The sequence below is a fragment of the Luteimonas huabeiensis HB2 genome (genome assembly GCF_000559025.1).
GTDB lineage: Bacteria > Pseudomonadota > Gammaproteobacteria > Xanthomonadales > Xanthomonadaceae > Luteimonas > Luteimonas huabeiensis.
Window position 1 is genome coordinate 1 of sequence record NZ_JAAN01000031.1, and the last position, 18,686, is coordinate 18,686.

17 protein-coding genes are annotated in these 18,686 nt (G+C 72.9%); 7 read left to right on the plus strand and 10 right to left on the minus strand.

What is annotated here, in order from left to right:
• Window positions 1-139: 139 nt before the first annotated feature.
• The 3 genes from Z164_RS0112300 to Z164_RS0112310 all read right to left on the minus strand — a co-directional run bounded on the left by Z164_RS0112300 (window position 140) and on the right by Z164_RS0112310 (window position 4,613).
• Entirely contained in the window at window positions 140-1,318 is a 1,179-nt protein-coding gene (locus Z164_RS0112300) for an amidohydrolase (RefSeq protein WP_024890988.1), read from the minus strand.
• 67 nt (window positions 1,319-1,385) lie between these two features.
• Complete coding sequence (locus Z164_RS0112305; RefSeq protein ID WP_024890989.1) at window positions 1,386-2,012, minus strand: alpha-ketoglutarate-dependent dioxygenase AlkB family protein; 627 nt, start codon at window positions 2,010-2,012, stop codon at window positions 1,386-1,388.
• A gap of 84 nt (window positions 2,013-2,096) precedes the next feature.
• The gene (locus Z164_RS0112310) at window positions 2,097-4,613 is read right to left on the minus strand and encodes an excinuclease ABC subunit UvrA (RefSeq protein WP_024890990.1); all 2,517 of its coding nucleotides are present in this window, start codon (window positions 4,611-4,613) and stop codon (window positions 2,097-2,099) included.
• Between the two features lie 104 nt (window positions 4,614-4,717).
• Between Z164_RS0112310 and Z164_RS21420 the strand changes: the two genes are divergently transcribed.
• On the plus strand, window positions 4,718-5,779 hold the full coding sequence (locus Z164_RS21420; protein ID WP_024890991.1) for a DUF6624 domain-containing protein: 1,062 nt from the start codon (window positions 4,718-4,720) through the stop codon (window positions 5,777-5,779).
• A 45-nt stretch (window positions 5,780-5,824) separates the two neighbouring features.
• Here the strand turns inward: Z164_RS21420 and Z164_RS0112320 are convergent, their stop codons facing one another.
• Both Z164_RS0112320 and Z164_RS0112325 read right to left on the minus strand, forming a co-directional pair.
• A complete protein-coding gene (locus Z164_RS0112320; protein WP_043690011.1) occupies window positions 5,825-6,964 on the minus strand; it encodes a fatty acid desaturase family protein in 1,140 nt (379 codons plus the stop codon).
• Window positions 6,965-6,977: 13 nt separating this feature from the next.
• Complete coding sequence (locus tag Z164_RS0112325; RefSeq protein WP_024890993.1) at window positions 6,978-8,084, minus strand: ferredoxin reductase; 1,107 nt, start codon at window positions 8,082-8,084, stop codon at window positions 6,978-6,980.
• Between the two features lie 165 nt (window positions 8,085-8,249).
• On the opposite strand from Z164_RS0112325, the gene fabR reads away from it, so the two are divergent.
• Genes fabR through Z164_RS0112340 form a run of 3 tightly spaced genes read left to right on the plus strand, consistent with a single transcriptional unit; the run spans window position 8,250 to window position 9,732 of the window.
• Window positions 8,250-8,888: an HTH-type transcriptional repressor FabR gene (gene fabR / locus Z164_RS0112330; protein WP_043690038.1), complete on the plus strand. Its 639-nt coding sequence runs from the start codon at window positions 8,250-8,252 to the stop codon at window positions 8,886-8,888.
• Window positions 8,885-9,133 (plus strand): hypothetical protein, encoded by a 249-nt coding sequence (locus Z164_RS22500; protein ID WP_152540945.1) that lies wholly within the window; start codon window positions 8,885-8,887, stop codon window positions 9,131-9,133. The genes fabR and Z164_RS22500 overlap by 4 nt, the downstream gene beginning before the upstream one ends.
• Window positions 9,130-9,732, plus strand: coding sequence for a nucleotidyltransferase family protein (locus tag Z164_RS0112340; protein ID WP_052338436.1), 603 nt, complete (start codon window positions 9,130-9,132; stop codon window positions 9,730-9,732). Before Z164_RS22500 ends, Z164_RS0112340 begins: the two co-directional genes overlap by 4 nt.
• Before the next feature lie 461 nt (window positions 9,733-10,193).
• Here Z164_RS0112340 and Z164_RS0112345 read toward each other — a convergent pair whose 3' ends face one another.
• From Z164_RS0112345 to Z164_RS20555, 3 genes are all read right to left on the minus strand, one after another.
• Window positions 10,194-10,385: a hypothetical protein gene (locus Z164_RS0112345; protein WP_024890996.1), complete on the minus strand. Its 192-nt coding sequence runs from the start codon at window positions 10,383-10,385 to the stop codon at window positions 10,194-10,196.
• Window positions 10,386-10,540: 155 nt separating this feature from the next.
• Window positions 10,541-11,302, minus strand: a complete 762-nt coding sequence (locus Z164_RS23360; protein WP_024890997.1) for an XAC0095 family protein — start codon at window positions 11,300-11,302, stop codon at window positions 10,541-10,543.
• A gap of 232 nt (window positions 11,303-11,534) precedes the next feature.
• Window positions 11,535-12,335 (minus strand): MipA/OmpV family protein, encoded by an 801-nt coding sequence (locus Z164_RS20555; protein ID WP_052338437.1) that lies wholly within the window; start codon window positions 12,333-12,335, stop codon window positions 11,535-11,537.
• A 298-nt stretch (window positions 12,336-12,633) separates the two neighbouring features.
• Between Z164_RS20555 and dcp the strand changes: the two genes are divergently transcribed.
• Window positions 12,634-14,784, plus strand: a complete 2,151-nt coding sequence (gene dcp / locus Z164_RS0112365) for a peptidyl-dipeptidase Dcp (protein WP_024891000.1) — start codon at window positions 12,634-12,636, stop codon at window positions 14,782-14,784.
• Between the two features lie 110 nt (window positions 14,785-14,894).
• On the opposite strand, the gene Z164_RS20560 is transcribed toward dcp, so the two are convergent.
• Window positions 14,895-15,401, minus strand: a complete 507-nt coding sequence (locus Z164_RS20560; protein ID WP_152540946.1) for a hypothetical protein — start codon at window positions 15,399-15,401, stop codon at window positions 14,895-14,897.
• Window positions 15,402-15,713: 312 nt separating this feature from the next.
• Here Z164_RS20560 and Z164_RS0112375 point away from each other — a divergent pair, with 312 nt between their 5' ends.
• Window positions 15,714-17,102, plus strand: coding sequence for an NAD-dependent succinate-semialdehyde dehydrogenase (locus Z164_RS0112375; protein WP_024891002.1), 1,389 nt, complete (start codon window positions 15,714-15,716; stop codon window positions 17,100-17,102).
• 108 nt (window positions 17,103-17,210) lie between these two features.
• Here the strand turns inward: Z164_RS0112375 and Z164_RS0112380 are convergent, their stop codons facing one another.
• A complete protein-coding gene (locus tag Z164_RS0112380) occupies window positions 17,211-18,137 on the minus strand; it encodes a LysR family transcriptional regulator (RefSeq protein ID WP_024891003.1) in 927 nt (308 codons plus the stop codon).
• A 117-nt stretch (window positions 18,138-18,254) separates the two neighbouring features.
• On the opposite strand from Z164_RS0112380, the gene Z164_RS0112385 reads away from it, so the two are divergent.
• Window positions 18,255-18,656 carry a RidA family protein gene (locus Z164_RS0112385; protein WP_024891004.1) on the plus strand — a complete coding sequence of 134 codons (402 nt, stop codon included), beginning with the start codon at window positions 18,255-18,257 and terminating at the stop codon, window positions 18,654-18,656.
• The last annotated feature ends 30 nt before the right edge of the window (window positions 18,657-18,686 follow it).

Sequence of the window (18,686 nt, forward strand, 5' to 3'; positions counted from 1 at the left end):
GCGGGAGAAGGAACGACATGCCCCCGCTCGCGGGAGAAGGGACGAGATGCGCCCGCGAGCGGGGGAAGAGAAAAACAGCATGGGCCCGCTCGCGGAAAAAGCGATGGTTTCGACGCTGAAGGTCGAATGTCGATTCGCCCTAAGGCCCGTCGACAGGCCCCAGCCGCTTGCGCACGATCCGCTCGAACACCGCCGCGGCCACCGGCAGCAGCGCGTCGTCGAAGCGGAAGGTCGGGTGGTGACACATCGCGCTGTCCATGCCCAGGAACAGGTACGCCCCCGGCCAGTGCTCGAGCATGTACGAGAAATCGTCGGAGAACGGATACGCGCGCATGTCCGTGCGCACCCGATCCGGCCCCAGCACCTCGCCCAGCGCCTCCGCCGCCAGCGCCGCCTGCGCCGGCGCGTTCACGCACGGCGGGCACGAGTGCGGGATGGTGCACGTCACCTTGCAGCCCGACATCGCCGCATGGCCCTCGCACAGCGCGTGCAGCCGCGCCAGCAGCGCCTCGTGCACCTCGCGCGACAGCGCGCGCACCGTCCCGCTCAGCGTCGCCGTGGACGGAATGATGTTGTGGGTGGTGCCGGCCTGCAGCGAGCCCACGTTGATCAGCGCCGGCTCCATCGGATCGATGTGGCGGCCCACGATCCCCGAAATCTCCACCGCCAGCCGCGCCGCCACCTGCAGCGGGTCGGTCGCCTTGTGCGGCGCCGCCGCGTGCCCGCCCACGCCCTCGATCGCGATCTCGAACACCGCCAGCGACTGCAGCGTCGCCCCCGCCCGCACGCTCGCCTCGCCGAAGCCCAGCAGCGGCATGTTGTGGAACGCGTACACCTCGTCGCAGGCGAAACGCTCGAATAGTCCGTCGGCGATCATCCGCGCCGCGCCGCGCCCGCCCTCCTCCGCCGGCTGGAAGATCAGCACCACCCGGCCCCGCGCCGGCGGGTGCGCCACCAGGTGCTTGGCCGCCCCCAGCAGCGCCGCGGTGTGGCCGTCGTGCCCGCAGGTGTGCGCCACGCCGGGCCGCTGCGAGCGGAACGGCAGGTCGCTGTCCTCCTCCATCGGCAGCGCGTCCATGTCCGCGCGCAGCCCGATCGACGGGCCCGGCGCGCCGCTGTCGATCGTCGCCACCACGCCGGTACCGCCCAGCCCGCGATGCACCGCCAGCCCCAGCGATTCCAGCACCTCCGCCACCAGCGCCGAGGTGCGCGCCTCCTCGAAGCCCAGCTCCGGCCAGGCATGGATGCGCTGGCGCCAGCCGGCCATCTCCGGCGCGAGGGTCTGCAGTTCGGCGGGGACGGCGGGCTTGGCGGACATGACGGATCCGGGGGACGCGAACGGGGCCCGGATGGGAGCAGACGGGCCCCGGGCTGTCAAACCGCCTTCATTCCAGCGCCCCCTGCCAGTGGGTGCCGTACAGCCCGGCCGCCAGCCGCGCCTGCGGCCGCACCCGGAACACCACGCTGATGCGCTCGCCGACCGGCTTCGCGGTCTTGGGAATGCCGTGCTCGTGGCTGAGCTGCGAGGCGTGGCTCATCGCCAGCACGCTGCCCGGCGCCAGCTCGATCGCGAGCGTCGCCCGCGCGCCGGTCTTGGCGCGGATGCGCATCCGCCGCGATGCGCCCAGCGAAAGCAGCGCGATCGGCTGCCCGGGCTCAAGCGTGTGCAGCTTGTCGTGGTGCATGGCCACGCTGTCGCCGCCGTCGCGGTACAGGTTGAGGCCGACGGCGTTGTACGGCGCCGGCGCCAGCCGCGCGACCGCGGCCAGCATCTCCCGCAACGGAAGATCCGGCGGCGGCGCGTCGAGCCGGTAGGACGCCAGCAGCCGCGGCACCGCCACCACCCGGTCGTACATCGGCCGCGCCTGCGCCTGCCAGGCCGCGTCCGCGCGCAGCGCCCGGAACCAGGCGTCCGCGACGGCGGCATCCACCGCCTGCGGCCAGTAGCGGATGCCGCCCTCGGCGTCGTCGACCAGCAGTTGCGGCCCGGCGGCCTGCGCGAAGAGATCCATCCCCGCCACATGGGGACGCGGCATGGGCGCTGCCAGCGCCGCCCGGCCCGCCAGGCCGTCCGGTTCAGGCCGGAACGCGCCGGCTCACCCCCGCAGCGCCTGGCGCAGGAACGGCGCTGTGCGGCTGCCGCGATGGCGCGCGACCGCTTCCGGCGTCCCCGCCGCCACCACTTGCCCGCCGGCGTCGCCCGCGCCCGGGCCCATGTCCACAACCCAGTCGCTGGCCGCGGCCACGCGCATGTCGTGCTCCACCGCGATCACGGTGTTGCCGGCATCGACCAGCCCGTGCAACTGCGCCATCAGCGTATCGACGTCGCTCGGGTGCAGCCCGGTGGTCGGCTCGTCGAGCACGTAGACCGTGCCGCGCCGATGCGCGCGCTGCAGTTCGCTCGCCAGCTTGATCCGCTGCGCCTCGCCGCCGGAGAACTCGGTCGCCGGCTGGCCCAGGCGCAGGTAGCCCAGGCCGACTTCCAGCAGCGCCTGCAGCGGCCGCGTCACCGCCGCGTCGCCGGCGAAGAAGTCCGCGGCCTCGGCCACGGTCATGCCGAGTACCTGCGCGATGTTGCGGCCGCGCAATTCGATTTCCAGCGTCTTGGCGTCGTAGCGGCTGCCGTGGCAGGTCGGGCACGGCGCGTACACGCTGGGCATGAACAGCAGTTCCACGCTGACGAAGCCCTCGCCCTCGCAGGTCGCGCAGCGGCCCTTGGCGACGTTGAAGGAGAAATGCCCGGCGTCGTAGCGCCGGCGCCGGGCCGCCGGGGTCGCCGCGAACAGCTTGCGCACGTGGTCGAACAGGCCGGTGTAGGTCGCCAGGTTCGAGCGCGGGGTGCGCCCGATCGGCTTCTGGTCCACCCGCACCAGCCGTCGCACCGCCTCCAGCCCGCCCTCGATCCGGCCCTCGACCGGCGCCTCCACGCCGCGCTCCAGCGGGTCCAGCGGCGTTTCGTCGGCATCGCCGCCCTGTCCCAGCCGCGCGCCCAGCAGCTCGACCAGCGCCTGGCTCGCCAGCGACGACTTGCCCGAGCCGCTGATGCCGGTGACCGTCGCGAACACGCCCAGCGGCAGGTCCACGTCCAGCCCGCGCACGTTGTTGCGCACGATCCCCCGCAGCTGCAGCCAGCCCGTGGGTTCGCGCGCGCGCCGCTGCAGCGGCGCGTGCCCGGCGAACAGGTAGCGCCGCGTCGCCGAAGCCTCCACCTGCGCGAGGCCTTCCGGCGGGCCGCTGTAGAGCACCCGGCCGCCCTGCTCGCCCGCCGCCGGGCCGACATCGACGATCCAGTCCGCGTGGCGGATCACGTCGATCTCGTGCTCGACCACGAACAGCGAATTGCCCGCCGCCTTGAGCCGGTCCAGCGCGCGCAGCAGCGCCTGCGCATCGGCCGGGTGCAGCCCGGCGGAGGGCTCGTCCATCACGTAGACCACGCCGAACAGCTGCGAACGGATCTGCGTGCCCAGGCGCAGCCGCTGCAGTTCGCCCGGCGACAACGTCGGCGTGGCGCGCGCCAGCGTCAGGTATCCCAGCCCCAGGTCCTGCAGCACCGCGATGCGCGCCAGCAGGTCCTCGGCGATGCGTTGCGCGGCCAGCGCCTGTTCGGGATGCGCGCGGGCGTGGGTGCGGCCGGCCGCGGCCGGCGCCAGCAGCGCGGCGATCTCGTCCAGCGGCCGCTGCGAGAACTCGGCGATGTCGAGCCCGGCGAAGGTCACCGACAGCGCCTCGCGGCGCAGCCGCTTGCCCCCGCACTGCGGGCAATCGGCGCCGACCAGGTACTGCGCCACGCGCTTCTTCTGCTGCGGGCTCTGGGTGTTGGCGAAGGTGTGCAGCACGTGGCGGCGCGCGCTGGTGAAGGTGCCCATGTAGGCCGGCTCGGCCTTCTTCCTCAGCGCGCGCCGCACCTCGTCCAGGCCGAAGCCCGGATAGACCGGCACCACCGGCTGCTCGTCGGTGAACAGGATCCAGTCGCGGGTCTTCTTCGGAAGCCGCCGCCACGGCACGTCCACGTCGATGCCGAGCGTGGTCAGGATGTCGCGCTGGTTCTGCCCGTGCCAGGCGCCCGGCCAGGCCGCGACCGCGCGCTCGCGGATCGTCAGGTTGCGGTCGGGCACCATCGAGGCTTCGGTCGCATCGTAGATGCGGCCCAGCCCGTGGCAGGTCGGGCAGGCGCCGGCCGGCGTGTTGGGCGAAAAGCCGTCGGCGTAGATGATCGCCTGCCCCGGCGGATAGTCGCCGGCGCGCGAATACAGCATGCGCAGGGAGTTGGAGATCGTGGTCAGGCTGCCGACCGACGAGCGCGCCGTCGGCGTGCCGCGCGCCTGCTGCAGCGCCACCGCCGGCGGCAGCCCCTCGATGGCGTCGACCTGCGGCACCCCGGCCTGGTCGATCAGCCGCCGCGCATAGGGCGAGATCGAATCCAGGTAGCGCCGCTGCGCCTCGGCGAACAGCGTGCCGAAGGCCAGCGAGGACTTGCCCGAGCCCGACACGCCGGTGAACACCACCAGCGCGTCGCGCGGGATCTCGACATCGACGTCCTTGAGATTGTGCTCGCGCGCGCCGCGTACCCGCACGCGGTCGATGGGCCCGGAAGGCGGTTCCGGCTGTGGCATGGCAGCACCTGGCTGGGAAACGGCCGGCATTATCCGCGCCGCGGCGTATCGGCCGCATCGACGCTAGACTCGGCCTCGACACCACAGGACGCCGAGGGCCGGACATGCGCGACGCCGCCGAAGACCCCGTCCGCCGCATCGCCCCGGCGAGCGGCGCCCGCAGGTGCGCGCGACGCGTCGCGCTCGTCGTCGCGCTCGCCATCGCGCTGCCGGCCCATGCCGACACGCCGCCCGCGCTGCTCGACGCGGTGCCGGCCGACCGCCCCGTGGACCTGGCGGCGCTCGACTGGATCGCCCCGCGCTTCTCCGAAGACCCGGCCGAACGCGCGCGGTGGGATGCCCTGCTGGACTGGGCGAACGCCACCCGCGAAGCGCGGACCGCGGCGATGCGCGCGGCGTTCCGGGAACGCGGCGTGGAGGCCACCGCCCTGCCTGTCGCCTGCTACGCCGATACCCGCTGCGGCCTGGTCCGCTCGGCCGAGGCCGCGGCCGCGCAGTTCGGAAGCTGGCCCGCGTTCGCGGCCGCGGCCGCCGCCGCCGCGCCCTACGTGCTCGGCATCCGCCGCGCGACCGAGATCGTCGACAGCATCCATGCCGTGCGTCCGCCCACCGATCCCGATGCCGCCACCGCCCGCGACCTGCAGCGTCGCTTCATCAACGACCAGCTCCTGCGCAACGCCCTCGACGGCCTGCCCGGCCGGCCGGACGTACCGCCGGACGATCCGGTCTACGTGCTCTACGAATTCGCGCTGGGCACCGACTTCTCGCGCGAGGATCTGCGCAACGTCGTCCACGCCTCGGCACTGATCGCCGAGCGCGGATGGCCCGCGCCGCAGGAGACCGGCGCCGACACCCAGCAGCACCTGTGGGCGCTGGTCCAGCACGGCGACCTGCGCCCGGACCTGCAGTACGACGCGCTGCAGGCCATGCAGCGCCGCTTCGCCGCGCCGCCCTACCCGCAGGAATACGGCTATCTGCACGATCGCGTCATGCTGAAGGTCGCCGGTACCCAGCGCTACGGCACCCAGGTCACCTGCGACGGCGATGCGCGCGTGGCGCAGCCGCTCGACGGCAGCGGCGCCATCGATACCCTGCGCGCGGAGGTCGGCCTGGGCCCGCTGGCCGACTACCTGGCCAAGTTCCCGCCCTGCGCGCTGCGGCCCTGAATCCGCCGCGGGCGCGCGCTCGCGGCCACGGGCGCCGCCGTGGGGCTACGCCTCCTGCGGCGCGCCGACCGCCGGCGCCCGCGCCCGCCGCGGCCGGCTCGGGAACGCATGGCGCAGGATCCGCCACGTCACCTCGCCGAACTGCCTGAGCAGCGAGCCGGTGTCGTAGCGCTGTCCGTAGCGCGCGCAGATCTCGCGCACCTCCACCGCCATCGCGGCATAGCGGTGCGCGGGCACGTCGGGGAAGAAATGGTGCTCGATCTGGTGGCTGAGGTTGCCGGTCAACAGGTGCATCAGCCGGCCGCCGGCGATGTTGGAGGATCCGCGCAGCTGGCGCAGGTACCAGTGGCCGCGGGTCTCGCGGCGCAGGCAGTCCTTCGGGAATACCTCGGCATCGGCGGTGAAGTGGCCGCAGAAGATCACCACGTAGGTCCACACGTTGCGGATGCCGTTGGCCGCCAGGTTGCCCAGCAGCACCGGCAGAAAGAACGGCCCCGCCAGCGCCGGGAACAGCACGTAGTCCTTCAGCAGCTGCCGGCCCATCTTGCGGCCGACCGGCGCGAAATCGCGCGCGAGCTTGCCCTTGGGCGTCTTGCCGGCGAGCCAGCGGCCCAGCTTCAGTTCCTGGATCGCCACGCCCCACTGGAAGTACAGCGCGAACACCGGCGCGATCAGCGGCTGCAGCAGGTAGAACGGCCGCCAGCGCTGCTCGGGGAACAGCCGCAGCAGGCCGTAGCCGATGTCGTCGTCCATGCCGCGCACGTTGGTGTAGGTGTGGTGGCGGAAGTTGTGCGAGTGCCGCCAGTTGTCGCCGGTGGCGACGATGTCCCATTCGTAGCTGCGGCCTTCGAGCTGCGGGTCGCCCATGAAGTCGTACTGGCCGTGCATCACGTTGTGCCCGACCTCCATGTTCTCCAGGATCTTGGCCAGCGCCAGCAGCAGCACGCCCGCAGGCCACGCCGCCAACAGCACCCACGGCACGAACGCGCCCGCGATCGCGCCGAGCATCAGCAGCGCGCGCCCGCTCAGGCTGGTCCAGCGCACGCCGGCCACCACCTTGCGGATGTAGTCGGCATCGGCCTGGCCGACCTGCGCCATCGTGCGGGTGTGCAGCGCATCGAGTTCGGCGCCGAAGGCTTCGAGTTCCTGCGCGCTCAGGCGGCGCGCGGCGGTAGCGTTGGACATGGCGGTTCCGGGATCAGAGGTCGAGAACGAGATCGGTCGCCGCGCTGCTCACGCACAGCTTCAGCGCCGTGGCCGGCTCGCCGCTGGCGGCGCCGGTGCGCAGATCGCGCGCGGTGCCCGAGGACTTGCCGCAGGCGCAGGTGTTGCAGATGCCCATGCGGCAGGCCGAACGCGGCTTCAGGCCCTCGGCCTCCAGCGCGTCCAGCAGCGCGACGCCGCGCGGCAGCCGCAGCTCGCGGCCGCTGCGCGCCAGCCGCACCGCCACCGTGCCGGTGTCGTCCACCGGCGGCCGCGGCGGCGGCGTGAACGCCTCGCTGCGCAGCAACGGCACGCGGCCGTCGAGCAGCGCCTGCGCCGCGGCGACGAAACCGCCCGGCCCGCAGGCATGGACCTGCCGCCGGGCGAGGTCGGGCACCAGCGCCTCGAGCAGCGACGCATCGATGCGCCCGGTCGCCTCGTCGGCGGCCTCCGGCGTTTCGCCGGTCAGCACGAAGCGCACGTCGAACCCGGCGTGCCGCGCCGCCAGCGCGCGCAGTTCGCGGGCGAAGCACAGTTCCGCGCGCGTGCGCGCCCAGTACAGCAGCGTCGCCGGCACCGGCATGTCCTGCGCGGCCAGTTGCCGGACCAGCGCCATCAGCGGGGTGATGCCGCTGCCCGCGGCCAGGAACAGCCAGGCGCCCTCCGCACGCGCCGGCAGCACCAGATCGCCGAAGCCGGGCCCGATGTCGAGCACGTCGCCCAGCCGCGCCGGGTCCAGCAGGTGCGCGCTCATCCGCCCGCCCGCGACACGCTTGACCGTCACCGTGATCCGCCCGTCCGCGCCCACCGGCGCATCCAGGCTGTAGCTGCGGTTGGTACGCACGCCGTCGATCTCGGCGCCCAGGTTCACGTGCTGGCCCGGGAGCGCGCCCGTCCAGTGGCGGTTGGGCCGCAGGGTCAGCGTGACCGCATCGGCGGCGGCCGGCGCGTGGCCGATCACGCGCGCCAGCGGCCGCTCCCAGGTCCAGGTCGGATGCAGGCGCCGCGCCCAGAAATCGAACACCGGCGGGGAAACGAACGGGGCGGCCAGCCGGCGCAGGCGGCTGCGCGGGCGGCTCGAAAGCGGGGGCACGGCGGACATGGGAAGCGACTGTACAGGCATCCGCACACGCGTGTATACAGTCGTATATCAATTCGTTCAGTCGTCCGGGCGGGGGAAGGCGCGGCTGCTATGCTGGGGGTTCGCCCGCGTCGATGCCCGCCCTTGTCCGTCCCCGCCCCCGCGCCCGCCGGCGATCCCGCCTCCATTCCGGACGGCCATCCCGGCCGCAAGCCGACCATCGTCCGCGAGGACCTGATCGCCGCCGCGCTGCGCCTGATCGGCCCGCACCGCAGCGTCTCCACCCTGAGCCTGCGCGAGGTCGCGCGCGAGGCCGGCATCGCGCCCAACAGCTTCTACCGCCAGTTCCACGACATGGACGAGCTGGCCGTCGCCCTGATCGACCTGGCGGGCGAATCGCTGCGCCGGATCGTCGGCGACGCCCGCAAGCGCGCGGTCTCCGGCCGCAGCATCGTGCGCGGCTCGCTCGAAACCTTCATGGAGCGCCTGCGCGCCGACGACAAGCTGCTGCACGTGCTGCTGCGCGAAGGCACGGTCGGCTCCGACGCGTTCAAGCGCGCGGTCGATCGCCAACTGCGCTTCTTCGAGGACGAACTGCGCGCCGACCTCGTGCGCATCGCCGCCGCGCAGGGCCTGGCCTTCCACGAACCCGCGCTGGTCGCGCGCGCGATCACCCGGCTGGTGTTCGCCATCGGCGGCACCGCGCTCGACTCCCCGCCCGAGCGCGACGAGGCGCTGGTCGACGAGCTGGCGCAGATGATCCGCATGCTGCTGCGCGGCGCGTACGCGCTGAGCGCCGACCACAAGCCCGCGCGCGCACCTTGACTCCCACCGACCGGATCGGACCCGTCACGCTGTCGGCCGGGACCGCCCCTGGCCCGGGCGCGACCCGCCGGTCGACCGCGATGCAGCGCGCGCCGGAAGTCCTGATCCTGGGCACCGGCCCCGAGACGCCGATGCCGGTGGCGATGCTGCGCGCGCCGGGCATCCCGAGCTGCGGCCGCGGCGCGGAGGCCACCGCCCTCGGCATCGCCCCCCAGGTGCAGATCTGGCGGGGCGTGCAAGCTTGAAGACACCGGATCACGCCGCGGTCCTGCTCGCCGCCGGCGGCAGCACGCGACTGGGCCGCCCCAAGCAGCTGCTGCGCCGCGACGGCGAAACCCTGATCCACCGCGCCGCGCGGCTGGCACTGGCCACCGCGCCGCGCGAACTGCTGGTCATACTCGGCGCGCACGCGGCCACCCTGCAACGCGAAGTGGCCGATCTGCCGCATCGCGCGATCTCCAACCCGAACTGGTCCGACGGCATGGGCAGCAGCCTGGGTGCCGTCGCCGCCCAGGCGCGCCGCTACGACAGCGTGCTGATCCTGGCCTGCGACCTGCCCGCGCTCGAGGCCATGCACCTGCAACAGCTCGTGGCCGGCGCCCGCGGCGCGCCCTCGGGCTGCGCCGCGCTGCGCTGGCGCGATGCCGCCGGCATGCCTGCCGTCGTACCCGGCGCCTGGTTCGCCGAATTCGACGCTGCACCGGCCGACACCGGCTTCCGCCGGCGCCTGCGCGCGCTGCCCGCGGGCAGCGTGTGGCTGCTCGACGCCCCCGCCATCGCGTTCGACATCGATACCCCGGCCGACCTCGACGCGGCGATCGAAGCGGGCCTGCTCGACCCGTAGCGCCGCGGCCGGCCACGCGGCGCGCCCGCCTGGAGACGTCGCAGCGCCCCACCTCACGCGCTCACGCAGTCGTGCCCTCGGGCGCACGACGTCATGCAGGCGTCGACCGCACCCGCACGTGCGCGCCCGCGAGTTCGACCGCACATCCGCGATCCCCAGCCAGCCCCCCGTATCCCGCGGCCCCGCCGCAACCTGCCGGCCGCCGGCCGCATCCTCAACCCCAGGCAGGCACGCCCCGACAGCTCGCCGACGAAGGCCAGGGCGCCGGCGAACTCGACCTGTGCGGCGTCGGCGCCGATCGCCAATGCCATCCACAACGCCACCGGCGTGCGCGCGCGACTACCCGGTCGCGTTCGCCCAGCTGCCGCCGGCGTTGCCCGCCGTGCAGGCGCGCAGGCACGCGACAGGTTCGGACCGGTGCTTCCGGCAACGTTCCGAAACGCGCCGCGCGAGCGCGCGCATTACCCGCCCGCGAGGCCGCCACCTGCCGGGCCGGGCAGCGCATCGTCGCGCTCGGTGGCCTCCGGATCCTCCAGATCGCCGACCTCGCGCGCGATGCCCGCCTCCGGATCGGATGCCGCGGCGTCCGCCGCCGGCGCCCGCCGGCTGGAACGGTCCTCGTCCTGCGGGGCGTCGTTCTTCCGCCTGCCCATGTCGGTCTCCAGCGCGTGGAGCCGCCGAGGCTACGGCGGCACGCGTGAACGGCGCGCACCGCCTCGCCCGGGCCGGCGCCTCGTGCCGACGCCGCGGGCGCGGGCAAGCCACCGCCATGCGCCCATAGCGCGCGCCGTCGCCGGCGACGCCCGCGTCAACGTCGCCGGATCGCAACCGGCGACCGACGACGCCAGCCCATGGCGGCCCATGCCGAGCGCATTGGAGGTCGTGCAACCCGCCGGCTCCGGCCGCCCGCACCCGAGCGATGCGACCCGCCGCCACAACGGCCGAGGTGCACGCGATACGCCGCAGGCGCCTCGCGCACGCCGAACCTCCCGCCTGCCTGCCCAAGGCGCTGACGCTCCACGCAATCCAGAATGCCGCGCAGCGCCTCGGCGGCATCGCGGACGGCCTCGCCCAGTTGCGGCAGCGTGCCCGGAGCCCATTCGTCCGCCCGCCCCGCGGCCATCGCATCCCCGTGCGCGGAGATTCTCCGGATCAGGCGGTCGAGCGCATCCACCTGCTCGAGGGCCATGCCGAAGATGAAGCGTTCGCGGACGCCGTCGGGCTCCTCTTGCGCAGGGTCGGCCTCGACCGCGGCAGCCCGGCCGGGGCCCTCCGCTCCCCTGGCCCGCCCCTCCTCCGCCAACGGCATTTCCTTCATCGGCTGCGCACGCGCAGGCCGGCAGGGCTCGCCCAGCACAAGGCCCAGATGTTCCGCCATGAAATCCAGGCCGGCCGCCATCTCCTCCACGCCGATCCCGGACATCCGTTCCCGCCCCGCCTCCGACGTACTCGCTCGCGCCAACCGCGACAGGAACGTCATATGCCGCTGCAGCTGCTTCAGCCGCACCCGGCCACCCTCCGCCAGGACATCATCGGGCAGACCACGCCCTTGGGATTCGTGCACCGACATCGTTGCCAGCTCCTTCCATGCATTGGCCGCACACGCGCGGGGCGGCCACGACACCCCTCTCACCGAAAGCCTGACACGGGCGCGTCGCGGCAGTTGAGACAGCCGCGACCTGGATGCGCAACGCCCTGCTTCGCTTGCACACCATCGACCGGCACGGACGCGGTATCGCTGGCGCACGGCGGCCGCTCGGCGCCCGCGCCGTGGGCAGCAGGCCCGGCCCGCCGACCGCTGCTCAGAACCCCCGCGTGACGCCGATGACCAAGCGCGCGCTGCCGTCGGCATCGGCCTCGATCAGCGGACTGTCGGCGAGCTCGTCGGGCAGGAACTCGTAGCCCAGCGAGCCGATCAGGCGCCACCGCTCGCCGAGCGGGCGCGAGAAGGCGACGTTGACCTCGGGCACGACGACCGAGCCGGGGCGGTACCGGCGCACGCCGCGAGCTTCTTCCTCGTCGAGGGTGCCGTAGTAGTAGTCGGCGAGATCGGAGGACATCCAGCGCGCGCCGACGCCGGGCACGATGGTGGTACGGCCCCAGTGCAGCGGATAGCCGTAGTCGAGCGTGAGCTCGTAGCCGCCGCTGGCGTCGATGACGTCGGCCAGGGCTTCGAGCTTGATCTGGCCGGCGCAGCCGTGCCAGGCGGCGGCCAGGCCGACGTCCAGGCCGTCGTCGCGGTCCTCCAGCAGGTCGGGATCGAGGCCGTTGGCGCGCAGTTCGGTGCGGCCGAGATCGTCGATGTCGAAGCCGTCGAAGCGGCCGGCGAGGACGGCGTCGAGCGTGAACGCGTCGCGCCGGACCAGATGCACGCCGCCGCTCACGCCGCGCCAGAACACGCGTTCGCCTTCGTAGCCGACGAGCGGCAGCGGGCGCACCCGGGTGCCCTCGCCGGCATAGGGACTGTCCTTGAGGCCCGCACCGGCGCCGATGCTCCAGCGGTCGCCGGCGGGGCGCTCCTGGATCAGCAGCTCCGCGCTGCTGGACTGGGCCATGGCCAGAGCGGGGAACAGGAGGGATGCGGCGAGGGGGTAGCGAAGCATGGGGGAACCTCGTGTGGACGATCCGGCGAGTGTCGGCGACCGCGACTTACACGGGTCTTACGGGCGCGGCGCCGTGGCGGCGATGGGCGGCGGGCGCTGCCCCATGACCAACCTCACATTGCCGCGGCCGCCGCCGATCGGCGAACATGACAGGTCGGCGGCGCTCCCCGCGCCCGCCCGCCCGCGGCGCTCGGCGTCGCCCGCCCCCGGTTGGCCCCGGACCGCCGACATCGCCTGCCCCGCCAGCGGCCTCGCCGCCGGCCCGGCCGATCCCGTTGTCTTCCCCGGAGTGTCCCCCATGTTGCGCAAGCTTCTCCTGTCTTCCGCGATCGCGCTGGCGCTGTCCGCCTGCGGCGAGCGCACCGAAACCGGATCCACCATGCCCGAGACCCAGACCGCTGCCCCCGCCTCCACCGAGAATCCGCTGTTCGCGGCCAGCACCCTGCCGTTCCAGGCGCCGCCGTTCGACAAGCTGAAGGATGCCGACTACCAGCCGGCGATCGAGGAAGGCATGAAGCAGCACCTGGCCGAGGTGCGGCAGATCGCCGACAACCCGGAGCCGGCCACGTTCGAGAACACGATCGAAGCGCTGGAGCGCAGCGGCGCGCTGCTGACCCGGGCCGCCGGCGTGTTCTTCGCGCTGACCTCGGCCAACACCAACGAGACCCTGCAGGCGGCCGAGGAAGCGCTGGCGCCGAAGCTGGCCGAGCACAGCGACGAGATCCACCTGGACCCGAAGCTGTTCGCGCGGGTGAAGGCGGTCCACGACCAGCGCGACGGCCTGGGCCTGACCCCGGAGCAGATCACCCTGGTCGAGCACACCTACCGCAACTTCGAGCGCGCCGGCGCGCTGCTGTCGGATGCGGACAAGGCCGAGCTGCGCAAGCTCAACGCCGAGGAATCCACCCTGTCGACGGCGTTCGGCAACAAGCTGCTGGCCGCCAACAACGCCGGCGGCGTGTTCGTGACCGACGTGGCGCGCCTGGACGGTCTGGACGAGGCCACGATCGCCGCGGCGGCCGACGCCGCGAAGGCGGCGGGCAAGGAGGGCCAGTGGCTGCTGAGCCTGCAGAACACCACCCAGCAGCCGGTGCTGGCCTCGCTGAAGGACCGCTCGCTGCGCGAGGAGGTGTTCGCCGCCTCGATCGGCCGCGCCGAGAAGGGCGATGCCAACGACACCCGCGCCACCATCCAGCGCCTGGCCGAGCTGCGCGCGCGCAAGGCGCAGTTGCTGGGCTTTGCGAACTACGCCGCCTACAGCATCGCCGACCAGATGGCCGCCACGCCGGAGGCGGCGCTGAAGCTGCTGACCGACACGGTGCCGGCGGCCACCGCGCGCGCGCGCGCGGAGCTGGCCAAGATCCAGGGCGTGGTGGATGCGCAGGGCGGCGGCTTCACCGCCGGCGCGGCGGACTGGGACTTCTACGCCGAGCAGGTGCGCAAGGCGGAGTTCGACCTCGACGAGGCGCAGATCCGCCCCTACTTCGAGCTCGACCGGGTACTGAACGACGGCGTGTTCTTCGCCGCCAACAAGCTCTACGGCATCACCGCCACCGAGCGCACCGACCTCCCCGTCTACCACCCGGACGTGCGCGTGTTCGACATCAAGGACGAGGACGGCACCCAGATCGCGTTGTTCTACCTCGATCCGTTCAAGCGCGACAGCAAGCAGGGCGGCGCCTGGATGGGCAACTTCGTCGAGCAGGACGGGCTGACCGGGGCCATCCCGGTGGTCTACAACGTGGAGAACTTCACCAAGCCGGCGGCCGGGCAGCCGGCGCTGCTGAGCTGGGACGAGGTGACCACGCTGTTCCACGAGTTCGGCCATGCGCTGCACGGGTTCTTCTCCAAGACCCGCTACCCGAGCCTGGCCGGCACCAACGTGCCGCGCGATTTCGTGGAGTTCCCCTCGCAGTTCAACGAGCACTGGGCGCTGGACCCGACGGTGTTCGCGAACTACGCCAAGCACCATGAGACCGGCGAGGCGATGCCGCAGGCGCTGGTGGACAAGATCGTCAAGGCACGCACCTTCAACCAGGGCTATGCGACCACCGAGTACCTGTCGGCGGCGCTGCTGGATCTGGCCTGGCACACGCTGCCGCCGGAAGACGCGAAGCAGGACGTGGACGCGTTCGAGCGACAGGCGCTGGCCAAGTACCAGGTGGACCTGCCGGCGGTGCCGCCGCGCTACCGCACCAGCTACTTCAGCCACATCTGGGGCGGCGGCTACGCGGCCGGCTACTACGCCTACTTCGGCGCGGAGGTGCTGGATCACGACGCCTTCCAGTGGTTCCGCGAGAACGGCGGCCTGACCCGCGAGAACGGCCAAATCTTCCGCGACAAGATCCTGTCGATCGGCCATACCCGCGACTTGGCCCAGGCCTACCGCGAGTTCCGCGGCAAGGACCCGAGCGTGGAGCCGCTGCTGGAGCACCGCGGGCTGAAGTGAGCCCTGCGCCGGGCACGCCACAGGGCGTGCCCGGCCGCAGGCCTGCACGGTCGGAGTGCGCTCGCGCGCGACCGGTTTCCCTCCGCGGCCCGTCGCGCGCGAGCGCGTTCCTACGGCGCTTCGGGCGCCAGCGCGGCCTCGATCCGCGCCGAGAGCCAGGCGATGTCGGTCCCGCCGAGCTGCCTGCCCAGCGCGACGATCCCCTTGCCGATCAGCATCAGGGCCAGTCCGACGGGCGCCAGCAGCCAGGCACGCGGTGTGCCGGCGAGCGCGAGGACGACCGCCGCGCCCGTCCACACCAGGCCGAAGCCGAACCAGAACGCGAGGAACACCCGCACGCTCCAGTGCATGCCGAAGCGGCCGACCAGCGCGGTGCGTCCGCTGTCGCCGACGAAGCGGCCGGCGAACGCCGGCTTGAAGGGATTGCGCGTGCGCGGAACGTGACGCTCGAGCACCACCCGATCCGCGGCGACGTGCCCGATCATCGCTTCCTCGCGCGGCGGCATGAAGCCGCGCCGCTGCGTGGCCGCGCCCAGCCGCGCGACCGAGGCCTGCAGCGAATGGGCGCTTTCGAAACGGACATGGCGATCCGGTGCGCCAGGGACGGTGCGGGACATCGGCATGGCAGGCGTGGACCGGCCCACATCGTACCCGATCCTGAAAGTGTCCCATCCTGCGACAGCCCGGGACGCGGCCACCGGACACGCAGTCCAACGCCAGCCGCGCGACGCAAGCCCTCGATGCCATCCCGGCCGGCACGCAACGTTCCGGCGCCGCGGCATACCGACGCATTGCCATGCCCGCCCCGCGCCCCAACGTGGTCGGTACCGCGCGGCATCGCCCCTGCGACCGCCGGCGACGCAGGGTCTCCCCGGACAGCTCGCCCTGACGCCCTCCCCCGAGCTGCCCGGCTGCGACGGAGCCGATCCATGGCATTTGCGACCACCAATCCCTACACCGGCGAGACCCTCAAGACCTTCCCCGCGGCCACGCCTGCGGAGATCGACGCCGCCATCGAGCGCGCGCACGCTGCGTTCCTCACCTGGCGCGAGACCTCGCTCGACGACCGCGCTCAGGTGCTCGCGCGCGCGGCCGGGCTGCTGCGGGCCGAGCCGCGCCGGTTCGCCGAGATCCTCACCCTGGAGATGGGCAAGCTGATCGGCGAGGCCGAGGCCGAAGTCGAGCTGTGCGCGAAGATCCTCGACTACTACGTCGAGCACGGCGCCGAGGGCCTGGCCCCGCGCTACCTGCCGGCCGAAGGCTTCGGCGACACCGACGTGCAACTGGTCAAGGAGCCGCTGGGCGTGCTGTTCGCGGTGGAGCCGTGGAACTTCCCGTTCTACCAGGTGATCCGCATCACCGCGCCGCAGGCCACCGCCGGCAACGCCATCGTGCTCAAGCACGCGGCCAACGTGCCGCAATCGGCATTGGCGATGGAGCAATTGTTCCGCGACGCCGGCGCGCCGGAGGGACTGCTGACCAACCTGTTCGTGTCCCACGAGGATGCCGAGCGGGTGATCGCCGATCCGCGCGTGCGCGGGGTGGCGCTGACCGGCAGCGAGCGCGCGGGTTCGGCGGTGGCGGCGCTGGCCGGCAAGTACATGAAGAAGAGCACGCTGGAACTGGGCGGCGCGGACGCCTTCATCGTGCTGTCGGACGCGGACGTCGCGCAGGCGGCGAAGTGGGCGGTGTTCGGCCGCCACTGGAACGCGGGCCAGGTGTGCGTGTCCTCGAAGCGGATCATCGTCGAGGACGCGGTGTACGACGAATTCCTCGAGCACTACCGCGCCGGCGTGGCCGCGCTGCGCGCCGGCGACCCGATGGACCCGGCGACCACGCTGGCGCCGCTGTCGTCCAGGAGCGCCCGCGACGGGCTGGCCAGGCAGGTGGAGGAAGCGGTCGCGCATGGCGCCAAGGCCGAGACGCTGGGTACGGTGCCCGAGCAGGGCGCGTTCTACCCGCCCACGCTGCTGACCGGCATCGCCCCGGACAACCCGGCCTACCGCACCGAGTTCTTCGGCCCGGTGAGCCAGGTGTATCGGGTGGCCAACGAGGAGGAGGCGATCCGGCTGGCCAACGACTCGCCCTACGGCCTGGGCGGCTCGGTGTTCAGCCAGGACATCGCGCGCGCCAGGCGCGTGGCCGCGAAGCTGGAGACCGGCATGGTCTACATCAACCAGCCCACCGGCGTGAAGGCCGATATCCCCTTCGGCGGGGTCAAGAACTCCGGCTACGGCCACGAGCTGATCGATCTGGGCCTCAACGAGTTCGTCAACGAGAAGGTGGTCGTGGTGACCGACATCCACGGCGCGTTCTGACCGACGCGGGACGACGAAGGCGGGCCGCCTGGCCCGCTCTCGGCCAGGCCGGCCGGGCGCCGGGCCTCTTTCACTTCCCAGGCCGACGCGGCGCGGCGCCGTCGCCGCCTATGCGCGCGGCCGCGGGGCCGGCGGCGCGTGCGCGGCCATCAGTTCGACGATCCAGTCGATGAACGCCCGCGCCTTGGCGCTGACGTGGCGGTTCGGCGCAAAGGCCACGTGCATCGGCATCGGGTCGATGCGCCAGTCCTCGAACAGGCGCACCAGCGCTCCGCTCGCGATTTCCGCCTCCGCAATGTAGGTCGGCAGCCACAGCACGCCCAGGCCGGCGAGGCCGGCGGCGAGATAGGCGTTGCCGTCGTCGAGCGCGACCACGTAGCGCCCTTGCGCCCGCACGCGCTCGTCGCCGCGGCGCATCGCGCAGGGTAGCGGCCTGCCGGTGCGCCCCCCGAGGAAGCCGACGATGCGGTGGTGCCCGTCGTCGAGCTCGCGCGGGTGCGCCGGCACGCCCATGCGCTGCAGATATGCCGGCGCGGCGTACACGCCGAGCGGCAGGTCGCCCACGTGCCGGGCGACCAGCGAGGGGTCGGTGATCGTACCGCCACGCACCACGCAATCGACGTGCTCGCCGATCAGGTCCACGCGCCGGTCGCTGACGCCCAGGTCGAGCTGGATGTCCGGGTAGCGGGCGTGGAACCGCGGCAGCGCCGGCACCAGGATCAGGCGCGCGAACGGGCTGGGCACGTCGATGCGCAGGCGCCCGCGCGGCGCCGCCGCCGCGCTCGACAGGCTGGTCTCGGCATCGTCCAGGTCGGCCAGCAGGCGCGCCACGCGCTCGTAGTAGGCGGCGCCGTCGGCGGTCGCGGCCACGCGCCGCGTGGTGCGGTTGAGCAGCTTCACCCGCAGCCGCGCCTCCAGCTGCTGCACCAGCTGGGTCACGGTGGTGCGGCTTATGTGCAGGGTCGCGGCCGCCTTGGTGAAGCTGCCCGTCTCCACCACACGGGCGAAGGCCTGCATCGCATCGAATCGGTCCATGGCGGGTCCAACGCGGGAATTGTTTGGATTCTACGAACAGTGCTGGACAGCACTGCGCGTTTATCGCGGCCGCGCCGGCGGCCAGACTGGGCCGCCCCCCAACCCGAGGATCTTTCCATGCCGACCCGCGACGTCGTGTTCCCCGCCAACCGCCATGCGCTGTACGAGCGCCACCGCTACTCGCCGGCCGTGCGCGCGAATGGATTCCTGTTCGTGTCCGGGCAGGTCGGCAGCCGCGAGGACGGCTCGCCGGAACCCGATTTCGAGCGGCAGGTGCGCCGCGCGTTCGAGAACCTCAACGCCGTGCTCGCCGCGGCCGGCTGCACCTTCGACGACGTGATCGACGCGACCTTCTTCGTCGTCGACCCCGGTCAGCGGTTCGAGCGCGCCTGGGCGATCGTGCCGGAGTTCTGGGGCGAGGCCCCCTTCCCCACCGCGACCGTGGTCGGTGCGACCTGGCTCGCCGGTTTCGATTTCGAGATCAAGGTGGTCGCGAAGCTGCCGCAGGCCGCGGGCTGAGTCCACGCGCCCGGCAAGGCGGGCCTCGCG